Origin of the sequence: Cutibacterium modestum (genome assembly GCF_008326345.1) — a bacterium.
GTDB classification, from domain to species: Bacteria; Actinomycetota; Actinomycetes; order Propionibacteriales; family Propionibacteriaceae; genus Cutibacterium; species Cutibacterium modestum.
Genome location: NZ_BJEN01000002.1, coordinates 507,740 through 525,295 on the forward strand (window position 1 = coordinate 507,740; position 17,556 = coordinate 525,295).

Genomic DNA, 17,556 nt, shown 5'->3' on the forward strand with positions numbered 1-17,556 from the left:
CATTGAGGGAAGTATTCATTTCGAGCAGACGTTCGTAATAGCGTTATGGCGCGCTTACCTCATTGGTTGAAGGCGTACCCATGAACCCGGGATTCTTGGCGCTGCAGATGAGCCGCTTTGTTTCGGCTGATGCGGCCCCGCGGACGCTGATTCGGCTAAACTCAGCGACGACTATGAACCCCGGAAGAGGAGATTCTATGATGATCGACCGTCGCCGGACGACTGCTGTTTTTGCTGCCTTCGGGGTTCTTGGTGTGGCAGCTTGTGGTGCCGACCCCAAGGTTCTTACCAGTTACACTCCGGCAGCTGGGGTTAGCGGCTCCTCCGACACCGTCAAGGTGCAAAACCTGGTGCTCATCAATGGTGATGGTCAGGCTCGTGTGTCCGCCGCAGTTGTTTCTCGGAAGAACGACCAAGTTGCCGGAATTACTGGGCAGCCACTCACGTCGAACAACTCCCTGTCTGGGCGGTCCTTCACCGTGAGGTCGGTGCATGTCAAACTTCCGGCTCAGACGTCGGTCAACCTCACTCAGTCCAGTCTTCAGGCTCCCGTTAAGGGGCTGTCGGACGGGCTGCTGGCCAAGGTGACGATCAAGTTTGCGCATTCAGTGCCGATTACTCTGGATGCCCCGGTTGTGCCGTCCACCCACCCGGACTTCGAGAAGCACGCTCCCTCAGGGGTTCCGTCGGCTCAGTCTTGATCAGCCGAATACGCCATATGGCGTTGCCTCAGGCCTGAAACTTGTAGCCCAGCCCGCGTACGGTGGTGATGCGTACCGGGCGGGATGAATCCTTTTCGATCTTCGCGCGCAGTCTCTTGATGTGCACGTCAAGAGTTTTTGTGTCGCCGACATAGTCGGCTCCCCAGACTCGGTCGATGAGGGAGGCTCGGGTCATGACGCGTCCCGCATTGCGTAGCAGCACCTCAAGCAGGTCGAACTCTTTGAGGGCGAGACGTACGGTCGTCCCCTCGACACTGACCTCGTGGCGTTCGACGTCCATCCGTACCCCGCTCTCTTCAAGCACATCGGGGGAGACCTCTATCTCGGGGCCGCCACGTCGAGTGACGGCGCGGATGCGCGCGACCAGTTCTCGGTGGCTAAATGGTTTGGTGACGTAGTCGTCGGCTCCGAGCTCCAGCCCGACGACTTTGTCGATCTCCGAATCTCTGGCCGTCACCATGATGATCCTAACATTGCCACGCTGACGTAGCTGACGGCAGACCTCGGTCCCCGGGAGCCCCGGCATCATGAGGTCGAGCAGCACGATGTCGGCGCCGTTGCGCGAGTAGGTTTCGAGACCGTCAGAGCCACTGGTGGCAGTGTCGACTTCAAATCCTTCCTTGCGCAACATGAAGGCGGTGGCCTCGCGATAGGACTCCTCGTCCTCGATGATGAGTACGCGGGTCATGACTCCTCCTGATCGGATTCGTTGCGGTGGTCGACGTCGAGGGTTGGAAGTCGAAGCGTGAATGTGGACCCCTGGCCCAGCTTGCTCCACACATCCACGGATCCTCCGTGCGCCTGGCAGATGTGCTTGACCAGCGACAATCCCAGGCCAGTTCCACCGTTCTCTCTGGAGCGGGAGTAGTCCACTCGGTAGAACCGTTCGAAAATACGTTCCTGGTCAGCCTCGCTAATGCCGATTCCATTGTCGGCGACGACGATCGCGATGACGTCGGTGTCGACGTCACGGACCCGTCGGGCGGAGACCGCTACCCGTGCCTTCTGCTCAGAATAGACGATGGCGTTGTGAACAAGGTTGGCGACTGCTTCGGTGAGCTGGCTTTGGTCCCCGAGGACCCACAAGTCGTCGTCGCAGCGTACTACCAAGGACACGTCTCGGTTGGCAGCTTGTTCGCGATGGCGTGAGACGGCCTCGTCAATGACCTCTGCGACGGCTACTGGTTCGGCGCGCAGTAATGGCTCGTCGGCTTGGAGTCGGGACAAATCGATGATCTGGGTGACAAGGGCAGATAGTCGCGAGGACTCTGCTGTCAACCGCCGGGAGAAATGTCGAACGGCCTCCGGATCGTCAGCTGCACCTTCGATGGCCTCGGCGAGGATAGAGACAGCACCGATGGGGGTTTTCAACTCGTGAGAGACATTGGCGACGAAGTCTCGGCGCGTCTCGGCCAGCCTGACATGTCGCGAGCTGTCACTGGCAGAGATGATCGCGTTGCCGTGATCATCGAGAGGGCCGACTCGCACAGTGAGAATGAGGTCGGCCCCCGTGGATGCTCGTTTCATCTCCATGGTGTCGACGATGTCGCGGCCTTCCCGCCGAGCAGTGCGCACCAGGTTGAGTAGAGCATCGTCAGCGATACGTGAACCGCGTACGAGTTCCATCGAGCGGGCACCCACGGTGGTGTGAAGGACCTCGTCGTGTGGTCCGACGATGACGGCTGCCTCGGTGGTGAGGTCGAGAGCCCGGGCGAGGGTTGAATCAACCTCAATGGCTTCGATGTCGGTGGCGAGGGTGTCCACGGGGTGGCGAAATGACTCCACCACGCGGCTAATGGGGACCGTCAATCCGGCACCGACAACGGCACCAAGGATCGCTGACAGAATCATGCCCACGATTCGCATAATAGGGGGATGACCGTCATACTCGTCACCCGCGTGTCACGAAAGGCTGACGAGGTCACTGGCCGTTCATCTAAGGTTCACGGGGGCGCCACACGGGAGAAATGTCTCGGTCGACAGGGTCGGTAGGCTTGGCTGGACCCCACTACGGAAGGACACCGGCATGCGTGAGAGCTACCACGACGAGCTCAATGCCACCAGCGACAGGATTCTGACGATGGCGGAGTTGGTTCGGGTCGCCGTCAGGGATGCCACGGCGGCTCTCATTGGTGCGAATCTGACCACCGCTGAGCGCATCATCTCTGACGATTCCAAGGTCGACGCCCTGAACGAGGAGATCGAGCGTCGTTGCTTTGATCTGCTTGCCCGTCAGGCCCCGGTGGCTGGCGAGTTGCGCACTATTGTCGCGGTGCTACGGATGTGTTACGAACTGGCACGTATGGGTGATCTTGCTGCCCATGTCGCTAAGATCGCTCGTCTTCGCTTCCCCGAGGTGGCTGTGCCTCCGCAAGTCGCCGACCAGTTCGTCGAGATGTCGAAGATTGCCGACTCCATGATTGGCAAGGCTGAGAAGACTCTCGCCGATCGCGACGCGGAGGCCGCAGAGTCTTTGGCGGCCGAGGACTCGAAGATGGACGACCTGCGGCGCGACCAGTTCCGTCTGTTGCTGGGCGACGACTGGACTTACGGAGTGGAGAGCGCCGTCGACACTGCGTTGTTGGGTCGCTATTACGAGCGTATCGCCGATCGCGCCGTGGCCGTCGGTTCCCGTGTCATCTACATCGTCACTGGTGAGGGTCCCGCAGGCGAAGACTGGCCGAGCGCGTATTGATCAACTCACCCTTCACGTCGGCGTTTCCCGCCGCCGGGAGGGGTTTGTCGTGTCGCAGTTGGGATGCCTTGTACTGAGTACGTACAATCAGTTTGTTCGATGTGCCGTGATACACGGCTGAAAATTCTCAGTGAGGTCTTGTCACATGGCTCTTGTCTTCCGCAGGAAAACGATGGTTGGCGTCGTCGCTCTCGTCACTACCGTTTTGATGGCCATCACCGGGTGTGCGAATAGTGATCCGGAGTCTGTTAGCTCCCCGTTGAAATCAGGTGCTAGCTCGGCGCAGGCGTCGCAGCCGTCGCCGTCGAAGAGTCCCGTCGCGAAGCCCAGCGGGGCCAGCGTAACGGCCGGCATGCCGCGTGGCCCGGTGCCTGCCGGCACATTCGGGGTTGGCGCGGCCGTCACGAAACCTGCCTGCCCCGAGCCGCCGTCAAATTACTCCCCGCTTAAGGTGCCGGGGACTGTCGTCAAGGACATCAACGGTCTGGAGTCGGGGACGAACCACGGCACGGCTGCCGATAAGTATGCCTACCCGGCTTCGGTGGTGAATCAGTGGTTGGAGAAACCTTCCACCCAGCCCAAGAATAAGAAGATCGTCTTCGTTACCTTTGACGATGGCCCAACGACCAAGTTCACTGGCGAGCAGCTGGACAATCTAGAGAAGGCCGGTGCCCGTGCCACCTTCTTTATGATTTCCCCGCAAATTCGGGATGTAAATAAGAACATGCTTAGCCGTTCGCTCAAAATGGGTAATGCGCTGGCTATCCACTCGTACTCCCACGACTACAAATACCTGTATCACGGCAGCTCTGCGGATAAGGCCAAGCACATCGCATGCGATTGGGACTGGGCAATGGCCCAGAATCGCGCCGTCCTCGGGTCGAATTACTTCTCCTCGGCCTTCCGCTACCCGGGCGGCCACATGTCCTGGACCAACCTGTCCCAAGCCGACGCCGCCTTAGCTAAGCGTGGGGTGGACTGGATCGACTGGAACGCAATGAGTGGTGACGCGGACGTGCAGCGTCCCACAACCATTCCCGGCTATCTCGAGATGGTCAAGAAGAGCATTAAGGAGTCCAATAATCCGAATGTCGTGGTCATCCTCAACCACGACACCTTCGGCAAGCAGATGACGGCCGAGGCCATGCCGTCGATCCTTTCGTGGCTTAAGAGCCAGGGTTACGAGTTCGGCGTCATTTCCTGATTCCAGAACGTCACGCGAAGCAAGTGATGCCCCCAGGGATTCCGGGGGGCACCACGGCATTTATGCGAGCTAGTCGCGGTGGTTCACTTGTTTCCCTGGTTGGCGACCGCCTTGGCGCCAGCGGCAGCAGCCTCAGGGTCGAGGTAGCGACCACCCTTGGTTACCGGCTTGAGGCTGTCGTCAAGCTCGTAGAGCAGCGGGATACCAGTCGGAATATTGAGGCCGGCGATGTCCTCGTCGCTGATCTCATCGAGGTGCTTGACGAGGGCGCGCAGAGAGTTGCCGTGAGCAGCCACCAGCACAGTCTTGCCATCCTTAAGGTCGGCAGCGATATCAGAGGTGAAGTATGGCACCATGCGAGCCACAACATCCTTGAGGCATTCGGCAACCGGACGCTCGGACTCCGGAATGTCGGTGTAGCGCGGGTCGTTGAACTGGCTGAACTCGCCGTCGTGGTCAAGGTCCGGAGGACGAACGTCATAGAAGCGACGCCAGGCCATGAACTGGTCGTTACCGTACTTCTCCTTAGTTTCAGCCTTGTTCAAGCCTTGCAGTGCGCCGTAGTGACGTTCGTTGAGGCGCCAGGAGCGGCGCACAGGGATCCAGTGGCGGTCACAGCTGTCAAGGGCTAGATAGGCGGTGTGGATGGCACGACGTAGCAACGAGGTGTGGACGATATCGGGTAGGAGATTCTCCTGCTTGAGTAGGTCGGCGGCATGGCGAGCCTCGCCCTCGCCCTTCTCGTTGAGGTCGACGTCTACCCAGCCGGTGAAAAGGTTCTTGGAGTTCCACTCGCTCTCGCCGTGGCGGAGCAGGATGAGCTTTGCAGTCATGGCTCCACCATAGTGGGCTTGAGAGATGAGCGTTCGCTGCCCCTACCCGATCCGCGTCGACGTGCCGATTCCGGGATCTCGACCATGGCCTCGGCCGTTCGACGGCGAGCTCGGCAACGTAGTTCATTCAGTCCTCTGTCGGTGCGAGCGCGCACGAGATTCTGTCCACGACCTCCGTCTGATCGCCGTGCAGTAAGACTGGGTACGACGATTCGTCTTGGATGAGCGTAATGACGGCACCGAGCATGTCTACTTGATTACTGGGGTCTGTGACTAGGGGCCAAATACTGAGCTGGACGTCGAGACCGCGTTCAGGGCCATCCATAGCGCGGAAGGTTGTTGACGTACTATTGCGGCACACCAACACGCCCGGCGAGATGACGTGTTCGGGGTCAACGTGCGGAATAGCGATGGACACGTAGCCGAAGTCGAGGCCGGTGGGGAATCTCATCTCTCGTGCAGTCACTGCGCTAAGGAATGTCGGTTCCACCATGTTGTCGGCAGTGAGACAATCATTGACCTGGGCAAAGAGGTCATTCTGGTTGGTGGCTGTCACATTGGCCACGATGAGACGGGATGCCCCTTTCCACGGCATCGACGACGACCGGTGGATGATCACGCTGTTAGGTCGCTAGCGATCTGGTCGGCGAGTTCCTCGGCACCGACCCCAGTGAGCAGTGGCGTGCCTCGGTAGACTTTGACTGCCTCATCTGGAGGGGTGATGGCGGTAGTGACGACGATGGCGTCAGGCTGGAAAGTCTCCATTTGAGCGGGGATGTTGGCCGTTTTACATTCCTTCATCGTCGCGGTGACGACCCGATCGCGCAGCATCCGCTGCAACTTGTTGGCCACTTGGACGGAGGTGGCGATGCCGGTGCCACAGCAGACCAGAATCTTCTTGTTGACCATCAATGCCTCTCCTCACGTGTATGCCGAACCCACCTCGTCGGCTATTTTGGGGGTGCGGTGACAAAGGAACAACAATACCCCACCTCTAATGCTTCCATAGTCGTTCATGTTCAGGCCGTTAGCCAGTGTTAGCGGTAAATCTCACATCATTTTGCGACGAACGTGCATCGAGGTGGGACTTTCGTGGGGAAAATTCCGTATTTAGGCATTGATCTCACCAGCGATGTCAGTCTCGATCCATCGTCCCAGTTCTTTACCATGCACTCCTTGGGAGAGCAGAAAGACCAGCTTGGCATAGAGAGCTTCAAGGGTCATGTCATGGGCGCTGATTGCTCCGCCCTCCGTGAGGGCATGACTTGACTGGTATTGACCTAGTTGGACATCAGCTTGCATACATTGGGATGCGACGACGACGGGGGTACCGGCAGAGATGACGTCGAGGATAGCCTCAACGAAGCCGGGCTCATCGCTGGGGATATTTCCGACCCCAAATGCGCGCAAGATGACGGCTTCGGGCAAGGGGTCGAGGACTGCGCTGAGGCGTTGAGCGCTGATGCCGGGCGATAGGTCAACGACGAGCACGTCGTGGCGCTGATACGGGGCGGGATTGAGCCAGCCGCAGCCTGTCGACGCGTTCTCGCCCCATTGCCACGGTGCACCGGTGCGCGCTAATTGTGGGACAGCGGGGGAGTCGAACCCGTTATAGGCCCACGAAGAGAGTTTCGTGACGCGATTGCCGCGCAGCAGTTTGTGGCCGAAAAAGACTGCGACCCCATTGAGACGGCCGCTCGTGGCAGCTCGGAGCGCCCCCGTGACGTTTGGTGCGGCGTCTGTCCCGACTACTCCTAATGAGTACTGTGCTCCGGTGACGACGACCGGCTTGCCGAACTCTGTGAGGGCGTAGGACAGCGCTGCTGAAGTGTAGGCCAAGGTGTCGGTTCCGTGAAGAACAATAAAAGAGTCGGCGTCGTCGCGGTACTTCCACAGGTCGTCGACAATTCGGCGCCAATCATCGGGAGTGGCGTTGGCCGAATCAATGAGATGCTCGAAACTTTGAGTCTCGAAAGCTCCGGCGAGTTCGGTGCCAGATAGTAACTGGGTAAGCCACCCTGTCAGATCAGCACCCGGAGCCAAACCGTCAGGAGTGGATACCATACCCAAGGTTCCGCCGGTGTAGAGAATGTGGGTTTGCATGGTTTACATCCCTTCGTCGCTCGGAACCACATTGTCGAGCAGGTCAGGCTTGATCTTGTCACGCACCGCGTACCACCCGGCGACCATGGCTATTGCGACAATGGCGAACAGGGCTAACGTCCAGCGCCCCGATTTCGAGGTGAGGTTCGACAGTACGACGATCAGCAGGAAGGCCAGCGAGACGTAGTTCGTGACCGGAGCACCCGGCATGCGGTATTCCGGTCGGGTCTCCTCGCCCTCCTTGACCGCGCTTACGAAACGAGTATGTGACAACAGCACCATCGCCCACGTGCCGGCGATACCGATGCCGGCGAGGTTCATGACGATCTCGAACGCACTATCGGGGAGGAAGGCGTTGAGGGCGACGCCCAGCAGGCCAAGGGCAGCGGTCATGGCGATGCCGCCGGAAGGCACGTGGTGACGGTTGAGCTTGGCTGCGGCCTTTGGAGCTTCGCCGGCCACCGCCAGCGACCTCAAGGTGCGCCCCGTTGAGTACAGGCCGGCATTGAGAGAGCTGAGGGCGGCCGTCAGAACGATGACCTGGATGATGTCGCCAGCATAGGGAATTCCAATTCCGGTGAAGAAGGTGACAAACGGGGACTCATTGGTCGAATAAGCAGTGTATGGCAGCACGAGCGCCATCAGAATGATTGAACCGACGTAGAACACGAAAATACGCAGGATCATTGAGTTGATGGCCTTGGGCAAGATCTTGCTCGCGTCCTTGGTCTCGCCTGCTGCCACGCCGACCATCTCGGTGCCGCCGAAGGCGAAGATCACTCCCAACGTGAGCGCAAAGACCGGCGCCAGGCCAGCGGGGAAGAACCCGCCATGTCGAGTGATGTTGTGAAATCCTGCCGTATAGTTGCCAACCCGGGCGCCCGCGACAATGGCCCAGATAGCCGCGATCATGAATAGGACGATGGCGGTCACCTTGATGGCAGCGAACCAGAATTCAGCCTCGCCGAACATCTTCACGCTCAGCATGTTGAGGGCAAACACAACGCCGAGGGCGATGAGCGCTAGCACCCATTGCGGGACGGAACGTAGGGCCGTCCAGTAGTGCAGGTACAGCGCCACTGCGGTGATGTCGGCCATTACCGTCACAGACCAGTCGAGGAAGAAGAACCATCCGGTGGCGTAGGCGCCCTTCTCGCCCATGAACTCACGCGCGTAGGACACGAAGGCACCCGAGGATGGGCGACGAATGGCCATTTCACCGAGGGCTCTTACCATGAGGAAGGCGAAAATGCCGCAGACGGCGTAGCTGATTGCCAATCCGGGGCCGCCTTGGGCAATGCGTCCGCCGGTCCCTAGGAACAGGCCGGTGCCGATTGAGCCGCCGATGGCGATCATCTGCAGGTGCCTATTCCTTAAGGCCTTGTTGTAGCCACTATCCCCCTTGTCAACGGTGGTGCTGGTCTGCGGGGTAACAGGATTACCTTCCTGCATGGGAACCTCCTCGTGACGATAGCGCCCCGGTCTAGCACGGGAATGCTAGCGCCGCGACAGGGCCACTCTGCACTGAGGATAAGTAGCTTTACAACCGGATCAAAAAGAGTGGGACGGTTGAATTATCAGCGTCACCGTGTGGTAAGGCCCCGTCCGATGAGGCGGACCATCCCGACGTCACAGACCCAGCTGATCGAAGTCGCAGGATCGGGGGCAAGGTGTCAAAGAAACGAAGGAGAAAGGATAGCGACGAGAAATCGACGGTCTATGTTCTGGCCGTTTCAGAACATAGACCGTCGATCGAAAACGGTGTTGAATTTGTGTGGGGTAGATACCTGGTTAGGTGCTCCCGAAACTAGGACTGGGTATCGTCAGGCAAGGTCCAATCCTGGGTAGAGCGGGAAGCTACCCAGCAACTCGTCGGCAGCGTCATGGACCCTCTGAGCCACTCCGTCCGTAATGTGGTATTTGGCCTTGCCAGGCTTGCCAGTGGAGGACGTCAGCGGGGTGGTGGCCTTCAATGTGGTGACGATGAGTTCGGCAACCTGATCGAATTCGTCGGATCCGAATCCGCGAGAGGTCAGTGCCGGGGTGCCGATGCGAATGCCAGAGGTGTACCAGGCGCCGTTCGGGTCGGCCGGGATCGAGTTGCGGTTCGTGACCACGCCTGCGTCCAGCAGGGCGGCCTCAGCCTGGCGTCCGGCCAGTCCGAAGCTCGTGGTGACGTCAAGCAGGTTGATGTGGTTGTCAGTCCCGTTAGTGATGAGCTTGACGCCACGCTTCATAAGCCCCTCGGCCAGGGCCTTCGAATTGTCCGCGACGCGCCGAGCGTAGTCGCGGAAGGCCTGAGTGCGGGCTTCTGCCAAGGCGACGGCCTTGGCAGCCATGACGTGGGACAGTGGGCCACCGAGCACCATCGGGCAACCGCGGTCGACGTCGTCAGCGTAGTCCTTGGTAGTCAGAACCATGCCGCCGCGCGGGCCACGCAGGGACTTGTGGGTTGTCGTCGTCACAATCTGGGCGTGCGGGACAGGGTCCTCGTCGCCGGTGAAAACCTTGCCAGCAACCAGTCCAGCGAAGTGGGCCATATCGACCATGAGCACAGCACCGACTTCGTCAGCAATCTCGCGCATCTTCGCGAAGTTCACCCGGCGCGGGTAGGCGGAGTATCCGGCGACGATGACGAGCGGCTTAAACTCGCGGGCTAGCTCTGCGACCTTGTCGTAGTCGAGCAGACCGGTTTGCGGATCGGTGCCGTAGGAGCGCTGATCGAACATCTTTCCGGAGATGTTAGGACGGAAACCATGAGTGAGGTGGCCTCCAGTGTCGAGACTCATACCGATAGCTCGCTGGTCGTTGAAACGGTGGCGCAGTGTATCCCAGTCTTCCTGGGTCAAGTCGTTGACGGTGCGGGCACTAAACTCGGCTAGAGCTGGGGTTTCGATGTGGTGGGTGAGGATCGTCCAGTAGGCGGTGAGGTTGGCGTCAATACCTGAGTGGGGCTGAACGTAGGCGTGGTCCGCGCCGAACAAAGCGCATGCATGCTCTGCGGCGATCGTCTCGACGGAATCAACGTTCTGGCAGCCAGCGTAAAACCGATGGCCAGCAGTACCTTCGGCGTATTTGTCAGAAAGCCACGTGCCCATGGTCGCCAGTACTGGCAAGGATGCGTAGTTCTCCGAAGCGATAAGCTTGAGGAAGTGACGCTGGTCAGTGAGCTCAGCACGGGTGGCTTCTGCAATCCGCGGCTCGACTTGCGCAATCGCATCGAGCATGGTGCGGTAGGCCGGGGCTAGCTTCTCGGCAATGTCACGGGCGGTGGGATCGACGGCGCTGGTCACGGATGGCTCCTGTCATGACGGGATGGTAGGCACGAATCTACTCGTCCCTGGATCCACTCGTGGGCAGGGACCAAAAGGACGGCGAGCCAGTCAGGCTCGCCGTCCAGTGTGAGTCCGGAATCGATCGATCAGCGCTTCACTCGGGCGGAACCTCCGGCAGCGAGGTTCTCCACCTCGGAGCGGGTAGCCATCGACGTATCGCCGGGAGTTGTCATTGCCAGAGCGCCGTGGGCGGCTCCCCACTCGACGGCCTTCTGCAGACCTCCCGTCTCCATGAGACCAGCCACCAGGCCAGCAGCGAAGGAATCGCCACCACCAACGCGGTCGAGTATTTCTAGGTCGGGGCGTTCCACTGAGCGAACCAAACCGGTGCCCTTGGACCACGCGATAGCTGACCAGTCATTGCGGCTAGCAGTACGTACCTGGCGCAGGGTGGTGGAGACGACGGAAATGTTTGGTAACTCCTCGACGACCTTGTCAATCATGGCAGCATATGAGTCGACGTCGAGGTGGGAGAGGTTCTCGTCGTTGCCCTCCACTTCGAATCCCAGACACGCCGTGAAATCCTCCTCGTTACCGATCATGACGTCGACCAAACTAGCTAATTCGCGATTGACGCGGCGGGCTTCCTCCTGGCCGCCGATCGACTTCCACAGGCTGGGGCGGTAGTTGAGGTCGTAGGAGATGATCGTGCCATTGGCGTGGGCAGCCTCCATGACGGCCTTGGCGGTCTGGGCGCTGGTCTCCGACAGGGCGGTGTAGATGCCGCCGGTGTGCAGCCAACGCACTCCCAATTCTCCGAAGAGACAGTCGAGGTCGATGTCCTCAGCGCGCAGTTGGCTGGCCGCTGTGTGGCCACGGTCCGAGACACCGACGGCGCCGCGAACTCCGAAACCGCGCTCGGTGAAGTTGAGTCCGGTGCGCACCGTGCGGCCGACTCCGTCAGAAGGCACCCAGGTGATGAACTGGTCGTCGACTCCGCCGGCGGTGATGAGGTCGCCGACGAGGTGGCCGACCGGGTCGTCGACCAGACCGGTGATGACGGCGGCACGCTTGCCGAAGACGCGGGACAGGCCACGGCCGACGTTGTACTCGCCACCGCCCTCCCAGACGTCGAAGGATTTAGCGGTGCGGATGCGACGTTCGCGTGGGTCGAGGCGTAACATCACCTCACCAAGGGAGACGATGTCGTAACGGCACCGATCTGCGGGACGAAGTGTGATGCTCATGACTGCTCCTCGACGATGCTGTGGGCACTGCGGGCGGCCTCGCGTGCCAGGTTGGCGATGGTTCGGTTGTCCCGGGCGGCGACGGCGTCGGCCGGGGTGAGCCAGGTGCCTCCGACGGCAGGAATGTTGGGCCGGGAGAGGAAGTCCGCCAGGTTGTGCGGCTTGACACCACCGGTGGGAACGAAGCGCAGGTTGGGGAAGGGGCCATCGAGCGACGCGATCGTGGTCGCGCCACCGAAGTTGCCGGCCGGGAAGAACTTGAAGGTGTCCAGTCCCATGTCGATTCCGGCCATGATCTCGGTCGGGGTGATGACTCCCGGCAGGACGGGGATGTCATGGTGACGGCAGCGGTCGACGACCTCGCGGGACAGGCCAGGGGCGACGACGAACGTCGTTCCTGCGCTCACCGCCTCGTCAACCTGACGGGCATTGATGACGGTTCCGGCTCCGACCATGACGCGTCCGTCCTTGGCCATCGACTCGATGGCGGCGGGTGCGGCGTCGGTACGGAAGGTGACCTCGGCGACGGGAAGTCCACCGTCGACGAGACCGTCGGTGACGGCCGGGGCGGTGGCGGCGTCATGGATGACGACCACTGGGATGACGAGATTCGCCAGGACTTTGTCGAGTGCTTCGTTGCTCACTTGTGATCTCCGACGTTGGGGGTTTGTGTCAATTGTTGTTCCGGAGGGGGAGGGGGTGGCGAGGCCTTGCCATCGTTTCCCGTCGATTTTGTCGAAAGCGTGGCAGTCTCTCCGATCCGCTCAAATACTAGCGGCAAGCGCTTGCCGAAGCTGGTCTTGACAGGAATAATGAACGCCACGGACACACGACGAGGGAGTCGGCATGACGAAGGTTGCGCTCATCACCGGAGGAAACCGTGGCATCGGTCTGGCTATCAGCAAGGCCATGCTGCAGCAGGGATACGCGGTGCAGATCCTGTCACGAAGCGAGTTAGCGCCGGAGGTGCTGACGGAGCTGCAAGGTCTAAGCGAGGTTGGTCACACCAGTGGCGACGTCTCCGATCTGACCGCTCATCAGCGATTCATCGGTGACGCACTGGACCGCTGGGGTCGCATCGACGTCCTCGTCAACAATGCCGGCGTGGCTCCGACCAGCCGTGACGACATCCTTGACGCCACCGTCGAGTCCTTTGACCGGGTGCTGGGGATCAACCTGCGCGGGCCCTACTTCCTCACCCAGGCCGTCGCCCGTCAGCTCATCGCCCAACGGGGTGACGGCACCACCGACACCACTGACGGGATCGTCGGGGCTATCGTCAACGTGGCTTCCTGCTCCTCGACGATGGTCAGCTTCAACCGCGGCGAGTACTGCATCTCCAAGGCTGGGGTCTCGATGGCAACCCAGCTCTGGGCCGCGCGACTCGCTCCGGAGGGGATCCTCGTCAATGAGGTGCGTCCAGGCGTCATCGCCACCGAGATGACGGCCGGGGTCAAGGAGAAGTATGACCGCCAGTTCGCCGAGGGGCTCGCGCCGATGCCACGCTGGGGCCGTCCCGAGGACGTCGCTGCAGCTGTCGTCAACCTGGTCATCGGATCGATGAGGTACTCCGTCGGTGAAGTCATCAATGTCGACGGCGGCATGCACATCGCGAGGTTGTGAGATGGACCTGCCCACCATGCACCTTGCCGGGCTCGACGTCCCGGTCGCCAGCGTCAACACCGTCGTTGTCGGGACCGGATCGGCCGGGTATTGTGCGGCAGACCGGCTGGCCCAGTTCGGACAGCACGACGTCCTCGTCATTGCAGACACCATCAATGCCGGAGCCTCGCGAAATGCTGGCTCCGACAAGCAGACCTATTACAAGCTGACCCTGGCCGGAGACGGACCGGACTCGGTGGGAGAGATGGCCCGCATCCTCTTCGACGGGGGAGCGATGGACGGCGACATCGCCCTGACGGAGGCAGCGCTCTCGGCGCGGTGCTTCTACAACCTGGTAGAGGCTGGTGTCGAATTCCCTAGTGACCGTCACGGACAGTTTATCGGTTACAAGACTGACCACGACCCCCGGCAGCGAGCGACCTCGGTGGGGCCCTTCACCTCGAAGTCGATGGTTGAGCATCTTGAGGAACGGGTGCGCTCCCGGGGGACCGAGATCGTCGGTGGGGTGCGGGTCGTCGACCTCATCGTCGATCGTTCGGGAGAGATCCCTCGCTGCGTCGGCCTTCTCGGGCTGCGACGTGACGTAGTCGCCGACCAGGGGTGTCCGTTCATTCTGATTGCCGCACGCAATGTCGTCCTGGCCACCGGCGGACCCGCCGGAATGTTCGCCGACTCGGTGTGGCCGCACGGTCAGTGGGGTGCCACAGGTGCCGCCTTGCGCGCCGGAGCCGTCGGCCACAACCTGCCCGAGTTCCAGTTCGGGCTGGCCTCCCTGAGACCTCGTTGGAACGTGTCGGGGACCTATATGCAGGTGGTTCCTGCCTTTGTCTCGGTGGGCCCCGACGGCACCGAGCACGACTTCCTGGCCGAGGTCATCGACGATCCGGGCGCGCTCACCAGCCTCATCTTCCGCAAGGGTTACCAGTGGCCCTTCGACATCGACAAGGTCCATGACGGTTCCAGCCTCATCGACATCCTCACCTACCGCGAGACGGTGATGCGAGGACGTCGGGTCTTCCTCGACTTCCGCATCAACCAGCCGAGCTGGGATCCGAATCTGCTTGACGACGAGGCTCGCGGATACCTGGAGTCTGCAGGTGTGCTCGGCTTAGAGACGCCGGTCGAGCGTCTGCAGCACATGAACCAGCCGGCCTACGAGTTCTACCTCAACCGCAATCCGGGTATCGATCTGGCCGCCGATCGCCTCGAGATCGGCGTGTGTGCTCAGCACAACAACGGCGGGATTGACGTCGATCTGTGGTGGCGATCCTCCATCGCCGGCCTGTTTCCGGTGGGAGAGGCTGCCGGAGCCCATGGGGTGGCGCGTCCAGGCGGTGCTGCCCTCAACTCGGCCCAGGTCGGGGCAACGAGGGCAGCCCAGTGGATCGCGGCCCGAGAGCAGGGTGCTGCTCGCGCTGACGAGGGCTGGCAGGAGTTGGCCGGTGATGCTTTGCAGAAGGCGCGGAGCCTTCTCGAGGCAGCCTGTGGACGCGAGGAATCCTCAGGGGTTCTGATCGATGATGTGCTGATGGAGTCCACCCGTGCAATGAGCGACAATGCCGGGCTTGTGCGGTCTCGTCAGGGCCTTGAGGAGCTGGCAAGGAACGTCGCCGAATGGCGTCGTCGGGTTGTCGATGAATGTGTCGTCGACCCGACGAGCAGACGCAGCGTCGACAGGCTCTTCCTGGTCCGTGACATCCTCGACGTCCAGGCCGTTTACGTGGCCGCCATGCTCGACCATCTTGATCATGGGGTGGGCTCGCGCGGATCGGTCCTCTACACCGACCCCGACGGTGATCTGCCGGTCTCATGGTGGAACGACGGCGCCGACCTCGACGTCGAGGAGATCTTCCGGCACCGTCTGGACTCCAAGGCCCATCACGGCGTCACCCAGCGTGTGTCCGTCGACGCCGTTGGGGAGGCCATCCACGCGCATTGGGGTCCGGTGCGTCCCATCCCGACCGAGGACGAGTTCTTGGAGAACGTCTGGAAGACCTACCGGGTCGATCACAACATCCACTGACCGCCCACTCGATGAGGAGACATCGTGGCATCCATCAGAGTTCTGTCCGGCCATGGCCGATACACCGATCCATGGCATCCCTTCGCCGAGGGATCTGCGGCAATCCGCGAGATCCTGGAGGCGGTCGGTCATCGCGTCGAGGTTCGTGACGACGACGTCTCGTGTTTGCAGGAGCTTGACGCCCTGGACCTGGTGGTCGTCAATCTCGGGGGCAACGTCGAGGTGGAGCTCGAACACGACGACGAATGGGCCGCTGCCCAGCATGAATTCGGTCAGTGGATTCGTGGCGGCGGACGAGTGCTGGCTGTCCACACTGCCGCGAATTCCTTCCCGGACTGGCCTGAATGGCCCGCTCTGCTTGGCGGTCAATGGGTGCGCGGTACGAGTTGGCACCCCAAGCGTTGTATTGCGACCTTCGGAAAGGCCCCCGGGGCGGAGGATTATCCGGTTTGGACTGGGCTCGACGTCGTCACCGTCTACGACGAGAGGTACTCAGACCTCGTCGTCCACGAGGGCTCCACTCCGCTCATTCGCCATGAACTCAGTGAGGAGTGGCAGGTGATGGGGTGGGCCCATGGAGACAACGTCATCTATGACGGTATGGGTCATGACGCGAGGTCCTACTCCTCGCCGTCACATCGCAAGTTCCTGATCAACGAGGTGGACTGGCTGCTCAGCTGAGACTCCGAACGGTATGAGGACAGCTGGACAGGAAACGGCCCGGTCGCATGAAGCGACCGGGCCGTTCGTCTCACAGGTGGGGCAGGACGAGTTCCTCGTACCTGGCTGCAAGTCTTTCGACGATCCGGCGAGTTGGCATCGCCCAGACCTCCTCGTTGAAGATCTCGACCTCGACCGGGCCGGTGTAGCCTGCCTCGCTGACCTACTGGGTGATGGTCGGGAAGTCGATGTACCCGTCCCCGGGGAATCCGCGCGAATTCAGGGTCTCGGCGGCCAGGGGCAGGATCCAGTCGCAGATCTGGTAGCTGGAAATGCGTCCCTCCCTGCCGGCACGGGCGATTGACTCGCGGGCCTGCGGATCCCACCACACGTGGTAGGTGTCGACGACGACACCCACCACGTCAGGGGAGAAGGGTGCGGCCATGTCGAGGGATTGCCCCAACGTCGTGAGGACTCCTCGGTCCGCAGTGAACAAGGGATGCATCGGCTCGAGTGCCAGGCGCACCCCGTGGTCGCGTGCAATGGAGACGAGATCGCCAAGCCGATCTGCCACCCGCTGACGGGCAGCGACGATGTCCTTGTCCCCGGTGGGCAACCCACCGACGACCATGACGAGTTCGCTGGCCCCGACGGCTGCGGCCTCCTCGAGAGCCCTGGTGTTCTCGGCGATGGCCCCGGGGAGGGAGTCAGCGTCAGTGCCGGTGAGGAATCCTCCTCGGCACACTGTCGACGCCTTGAGCCCGGCCTCGGAGATGATCCGGGCCGCCTCGTCGTTGCCTACTCCTTGGATCCGGTCGCGCCAGGGGCCGATCCATCCCAGGCCGGCTTCGGCACATGCGGAGGTGCACTCTGCCAGGGTCGCGTGCTTGGCCGTCGCAGTGTTGAGGGACAGCCTCGAGAGGTCACTCATCGCTGGTCCACCACGATCTCGGGGGCGTAAACGCGTCGTCCCTCGGCGGCCGACCGCAATCCGAGTTCGGCAAGTTGGACTTCGCGTGCTCCCGACAGCAGGTCGAAGCGGTGCCGACGATCCATCGCGACGTCGGTGAGGTATTCCTCCCACTGTGCCTTGAAACCGTTGTCGAGGCTGCCGGTGGCAGTGGCGGCGTTGTCGGGAACCTCCTGCCACATCGACATGTAGTCATTAGTG

Annotated in this window: 18 protein-coding genes and 1 pseudogene; 6 read left to right on the top strand and 13 right to left on the bottom strand. The window is 61.3% G+C overall.

What is annotated here, in order from left to right:
• The first annotated feature begins 95 nt into the window (after window positions 1-95).
• Window positions 96-701: pseudogene (locus tag F1563_RS07000) on the top strand (hypothetical protein).
• A 28-nt stretch (window positions 702-729) separates the two neighbouring features.
• Here the strand turns inward: F1563_RS07000 and F1563_RS07005 are convergent.
• Entirely contained in the window at window positions 730-1,410 is a 681-nt protein-coding gene (locus F1563_RS07005; protein ID WP_002528950.1) for a response regulator transcription factor, read from the bottom strand.
• Complete coding sequence (locus tag F1563_RS07010) at window positions 1,407-2,588, bottom strand: sensor histidine kinase (protein WP_002528949.1); 1,182 nt, start codon at window positions 2,586-2,588, stop codon at window positions 1,407-1,409. The genes F1563_RS07005 and F1563_RS07010 overlap by 4 nt, the downstream gene beginning before the upstream one ends.
• A 160-nt stretch (window positions 2,589-2,748) precedes the next feature.
• On the opposite strand from F1563_RS07010, the gene phoU reads away from it, so the two are divergent.
• Complete coding sequence (gene phoU, locus F1563_RS07015; RefSeq protein ID WP_002528948.1) at window positions 2,749-3,417, top strand: phosphate signaling complex protein PhoU; 669 nt, start codon at window positions 2,749-2,751, stop codon at window positions 3,415-3,417.
• A gap of 141 nt (window positions 3,418-3,558) precedes the next feature.
• On the opposite strand, the gene F1563_RS07020 is transcribed toward phoU, so the two are convergent.
• Complete coding sequence (locus tag F1563_RS07020) at window positions 3,559-3,771, bottom strand: hypothetical protein (RefSeq protein WP_002528947.1); 213 nt, start codon at window positions 3,769-3,771, stop codon at window positions 3,559-3,561.
• A gap of 13 nt (window positions 3,772-3,784) precedes the next feature.
• On the opposite strand from F1563_RS07020, the gene F1563_RS07025 reads away from it, so the two are divergent.
• Complete coding sequence (locus F1563_RS07025; protein WP_172623614.1) at window positions 3,785-4,621, top strand: polysaccharide deacetylase family protein; 837 nt, start codon at window positions 3,785-3,787, stop codon at window positions 4,619-4,621.
• Between the two features lie 83 nt (window positions 4,622-4,704).
• On the opposite strand, the gene F1563_RS07030 is transcribed toward F1563_RS07025, so the two are convergent.
• From F1563_RS07030 to F1563_RS07065, 8 genes are all read right to left on the bottom strand, one after another.
• A complete protein-coding gene (locus tag F1563_RS07030; protein ID WP_002528945.1) occupies window positions 4,705-5,454 on the bottom strand; it encodes a phosphoglyceromutase in 750 nt (249 codons plus the stop codon).
• Window positions 5,455-5,581: 127 nt separating this feature from the next.
• Window positions 5,582-6,049 carry a PTS sugar transporter subunit IIA gene (locus F1563_RS07035; protein ID WP_002528944.1) on the bottom strand — a complete coding sequence of 156 codons (468 nt, stop codon included), beginning with the start codon at window positions 6,047-6,049 and terminating at the stop codon, window positions 5,582-5,584.
• A 20-nt stretch (window positions 6,050-6,069) separates the two neighbouring features.
• A complete protein-coding gene (locus tag F1563_RS07040) occupies window positions 6,070-6,363 on the bottom strand; it encodes a PTS sugar transporter subunit IIB (protein WP_002528943.1) in 294 nt (97 codons plus the stop codon).
• A gap of 201 nt (window positions 6,364-6,564) precedes the next feature.
• A complete protein-coding gene (locus F1563_RS07045) occupies window positions 6,565-7,557 on the bottom strand; it encodes an asparaginase (RefSeq protein WP_002528942.1) in 993 nt (330 codons plus the stop codon).
• Between the two features lie 3 nt (window positions 7,558-7,560).
• Window positions 7,561-9,009, bottom strand: coding sequence for an amino acid permease (locus F1563_RS07050; RefSeq protein ID WP_002513094.1), 1,449 nt, complete (start codon window positions 9,007-9,009; stop codon window positions 7,561-7,563).
• 371 nt (window positions 9,010-9,380) lie between these two features.
• Window positions 9,381-10,850: a glycine hydroxymethyltransferase gene (locus tag F1563_RS07055; protein ID WP_002528941.1), complete on the bottom strand. Its 1,470-nt coding sequence runs from the start codon at window positions 10,848-10,850 to the stop codon at window positions 9,381-9,383.
• A 128-nt stretch (window positions 10,851-10,978) separates the two neighbouring features.
• Entirely contained in the window at window positions 10,979-12,079 is a 1,101-nt protein-coding gene (locus F1563_RS07060) for a sugar kinase (protein ID WP_002513096.1), read from the bottom strand.
• Window positions 12,076-12,723 (bottom strand): bifunctional 4-hydroxy-2-oxoglutarate aldolase/2-dehydro-3-deoxy-phosphogluconate aldolase, encoded by a 648-nt coding sequence (locus F1563_RS07065; protein WP_002528940.1) that lies wholly within the window; start codon window positions 12,721-12,723, stop codon window positions 12,076-12,078. The genes F1563_RS07060 and F1563_RS07065 overlap by 4 nt, the downstream gene beginning before the upstream one ends.
• Window positions 12,724-12,925: 202 nt before the next feature.
• Between F1563_RS07065 and F1563_RS07075 the strand changes: the two genes are divergently transcribed.
• Genes F1563_RS07075 through F1563_RS07085 form a run of 3 tightly spaced genes read left to right on the top strand, consistent with a single transcriptional unit; the run spans window position 12,926 to window position 16,406 of the window.
• Window positions 12,926-13,702, top strand: coding sequence for a 3-ketoacyl-ACP reductase (locus F1563_RS07075; RefSeq protein ID WP_002513098.1), 777 nt, complete (start codon window positions 12,926-12,928; stop codon window positions 13,700-13,702).
• Between the two features lies 1 nt (window position 13,703).
• Window positions 13,704-15,725 (top strand): FAD-binding protein, encoded by a 2,022-nt coding sequence (locus F1563_RS07080; protein ID WP_002528938.1) that lies wholly within the window; start codon window positions 13,704-13,706, stop codon window positions 15,723-15,725.
• A 24-nt stretch (window positions 15,726-15,749) separates the two neighbouring features.
• Window positions 15,750-16,406 carry a ThuA domain-containing protein gene (locus F1563_RS07085; RefSeq protein WP_002513102.1) on the top strand — a complete coding sequence of 219 codons (657 nt, stop codon included), beginning with the start codon at window positions 15,750-15,752 and terminating at the stop codon, window positions 16,404-16,406.
• Window positions 16,407-16,608: 202 nt separating this feature from the next.
• Here F1563_RS07085 and F1563_RS07090 read toward each other — a convergent pair whose 3' ends face one another.
• Together F1563_RS07090 and F1563_RS07095 are read right to left on the bottom strand one after the other, a co-directional pair.
• Window positions 16,609-17,316, bottom strand: coding sequence for a sugar phosphate isomerase/epimerase family protein (locus tag F1563_RS07090; RefSeq protein ID WP_002513103.1), 708 nt, complete (start codon window positions 17,314-17,316; stop codon window positions 16,609-16,611).
• Window positions 17,313-17,543: an oxidoreductase gene (locus tag F1563_RS07095; protein WP_149302613.1), complete on the bottom strand. Its 231-nt coding sequence runs from the start codon at window positions 17,541-17,543 to the stop codon at window positions 17,313-17,315. The genes F1563_RS07090 and F1563_RS07095 overlap by 4 nt, the downstream gene beginning before the upstream one ends.
• Window positions 17,544-17,556: the final 13 nt, after the last annotated feature.

What these genes read in the sequence shown, in the direction of transcription:
- F1563_RS07050 (WP_002513094.1), bottom strand. Translation starts at nt 9,009, where the DNA reads ATGCAGGAAGGTAATCCTGTTACCCCGCAGACCAGCACCACCGTTGAC.
- F1563_RS07080 (WP_002528938.1), top strand. Translation starts at nt 13,704, where the DNA reads ATGGACCTGCCCACCATGCACCTTGCCGGGCTCGACGTCCCGGTCGCC.
- F1563_RS07030 (WP_002528945.1), bottom strand. Translation starts at nt 5,454, where the DNA reads ATGACTGCAAAGCTCATCCTGCTCCGCCACGGCGAGAGCGAGTGGAAC.
- F1563_RS07060 (WP_002513096.1), bottom strand. Translation starts at nt 12,079, where the DNA reads ATGAGCATCACACTTCGTCCCGCAGATCGGTGCCGTTACGACATCGTC.
- F1563_RS07040 (WP_002528943.1), bottom strand. Translation starts at nt 6,363, where the DNA reads ATGGTCAACAAGAAGATTCTGGTCTGCTGTGGCACCGGCATCGCCACC.
- F1563_RS07005 (WP_002528950.1), bottom strand. Translation starts at nt 1,410, where the DNA reads ATGACCCGCGTACTCATCATCGAGGACGAGGAGTCCTATCGCGAGGCC.
- F1563_RS07095 (WP_149302613.1), bottom strand. Translation starts at nt 17,543, where the DNA reads ATGTCGATGTGGCAGGAGGTTCCCGACAACGCCGCCACTGCCACCGGC.
- F1563_RS07020 (WP_002528947.1), bottom strand. Translation starts at nt 3,771, where the DNA reads ATGCCGGCCGTTACGCTGGCCCCGCTGGGCTTCGCGACGGGACTCTTC.
- F1563_RS07010 (WP_002528949.1), bottom strand. Translation starts at nt 2,588, where the DNA reads ATGCGAATCGTGGGCATGATTCTGTCAGCGATCCTTGGTGCCGTTGTC.
- F1563_RS07045 (WP_002528942.1), bottom strand. Translation starts at nt 7,557, where the DNA reads ATGCAAACCCACATTCTCTACACCGGCGGAACCTTGGGTATGGTATCC.
- F1563_RS07075 (WP_002513098.1), top strand. Translation starts at nt 12,926, where the DNA reads ATGACGAAGGTTGCGCTCATCACCGGAGGAAACCGTGGCATCGGTCTG.
- phoU (WP_002528948.1), top strand. Translation starts at nt 2,749, where the DNA reads ATGCGTGAGAGCTACCACGACGAGCTCAATGCCACCAGCGACAGGATT.
- F1563_RS07090 (WP_002513103.1), bottom strand. Translation starts at nt 17,316, where the DNA reads ATGAGTGACCTCTCGAGGCTGTCCCTCAACACTGCGACGGCCAAGCAC.
- F1563_RS07035 (WP_002528944.1), bottom strand. Translation starts at nt 6,049, where the DNA reads ATGCCGTGGAAAGGGGCATCCCGTCTCATCGTGGCCAATGTGACAGCC.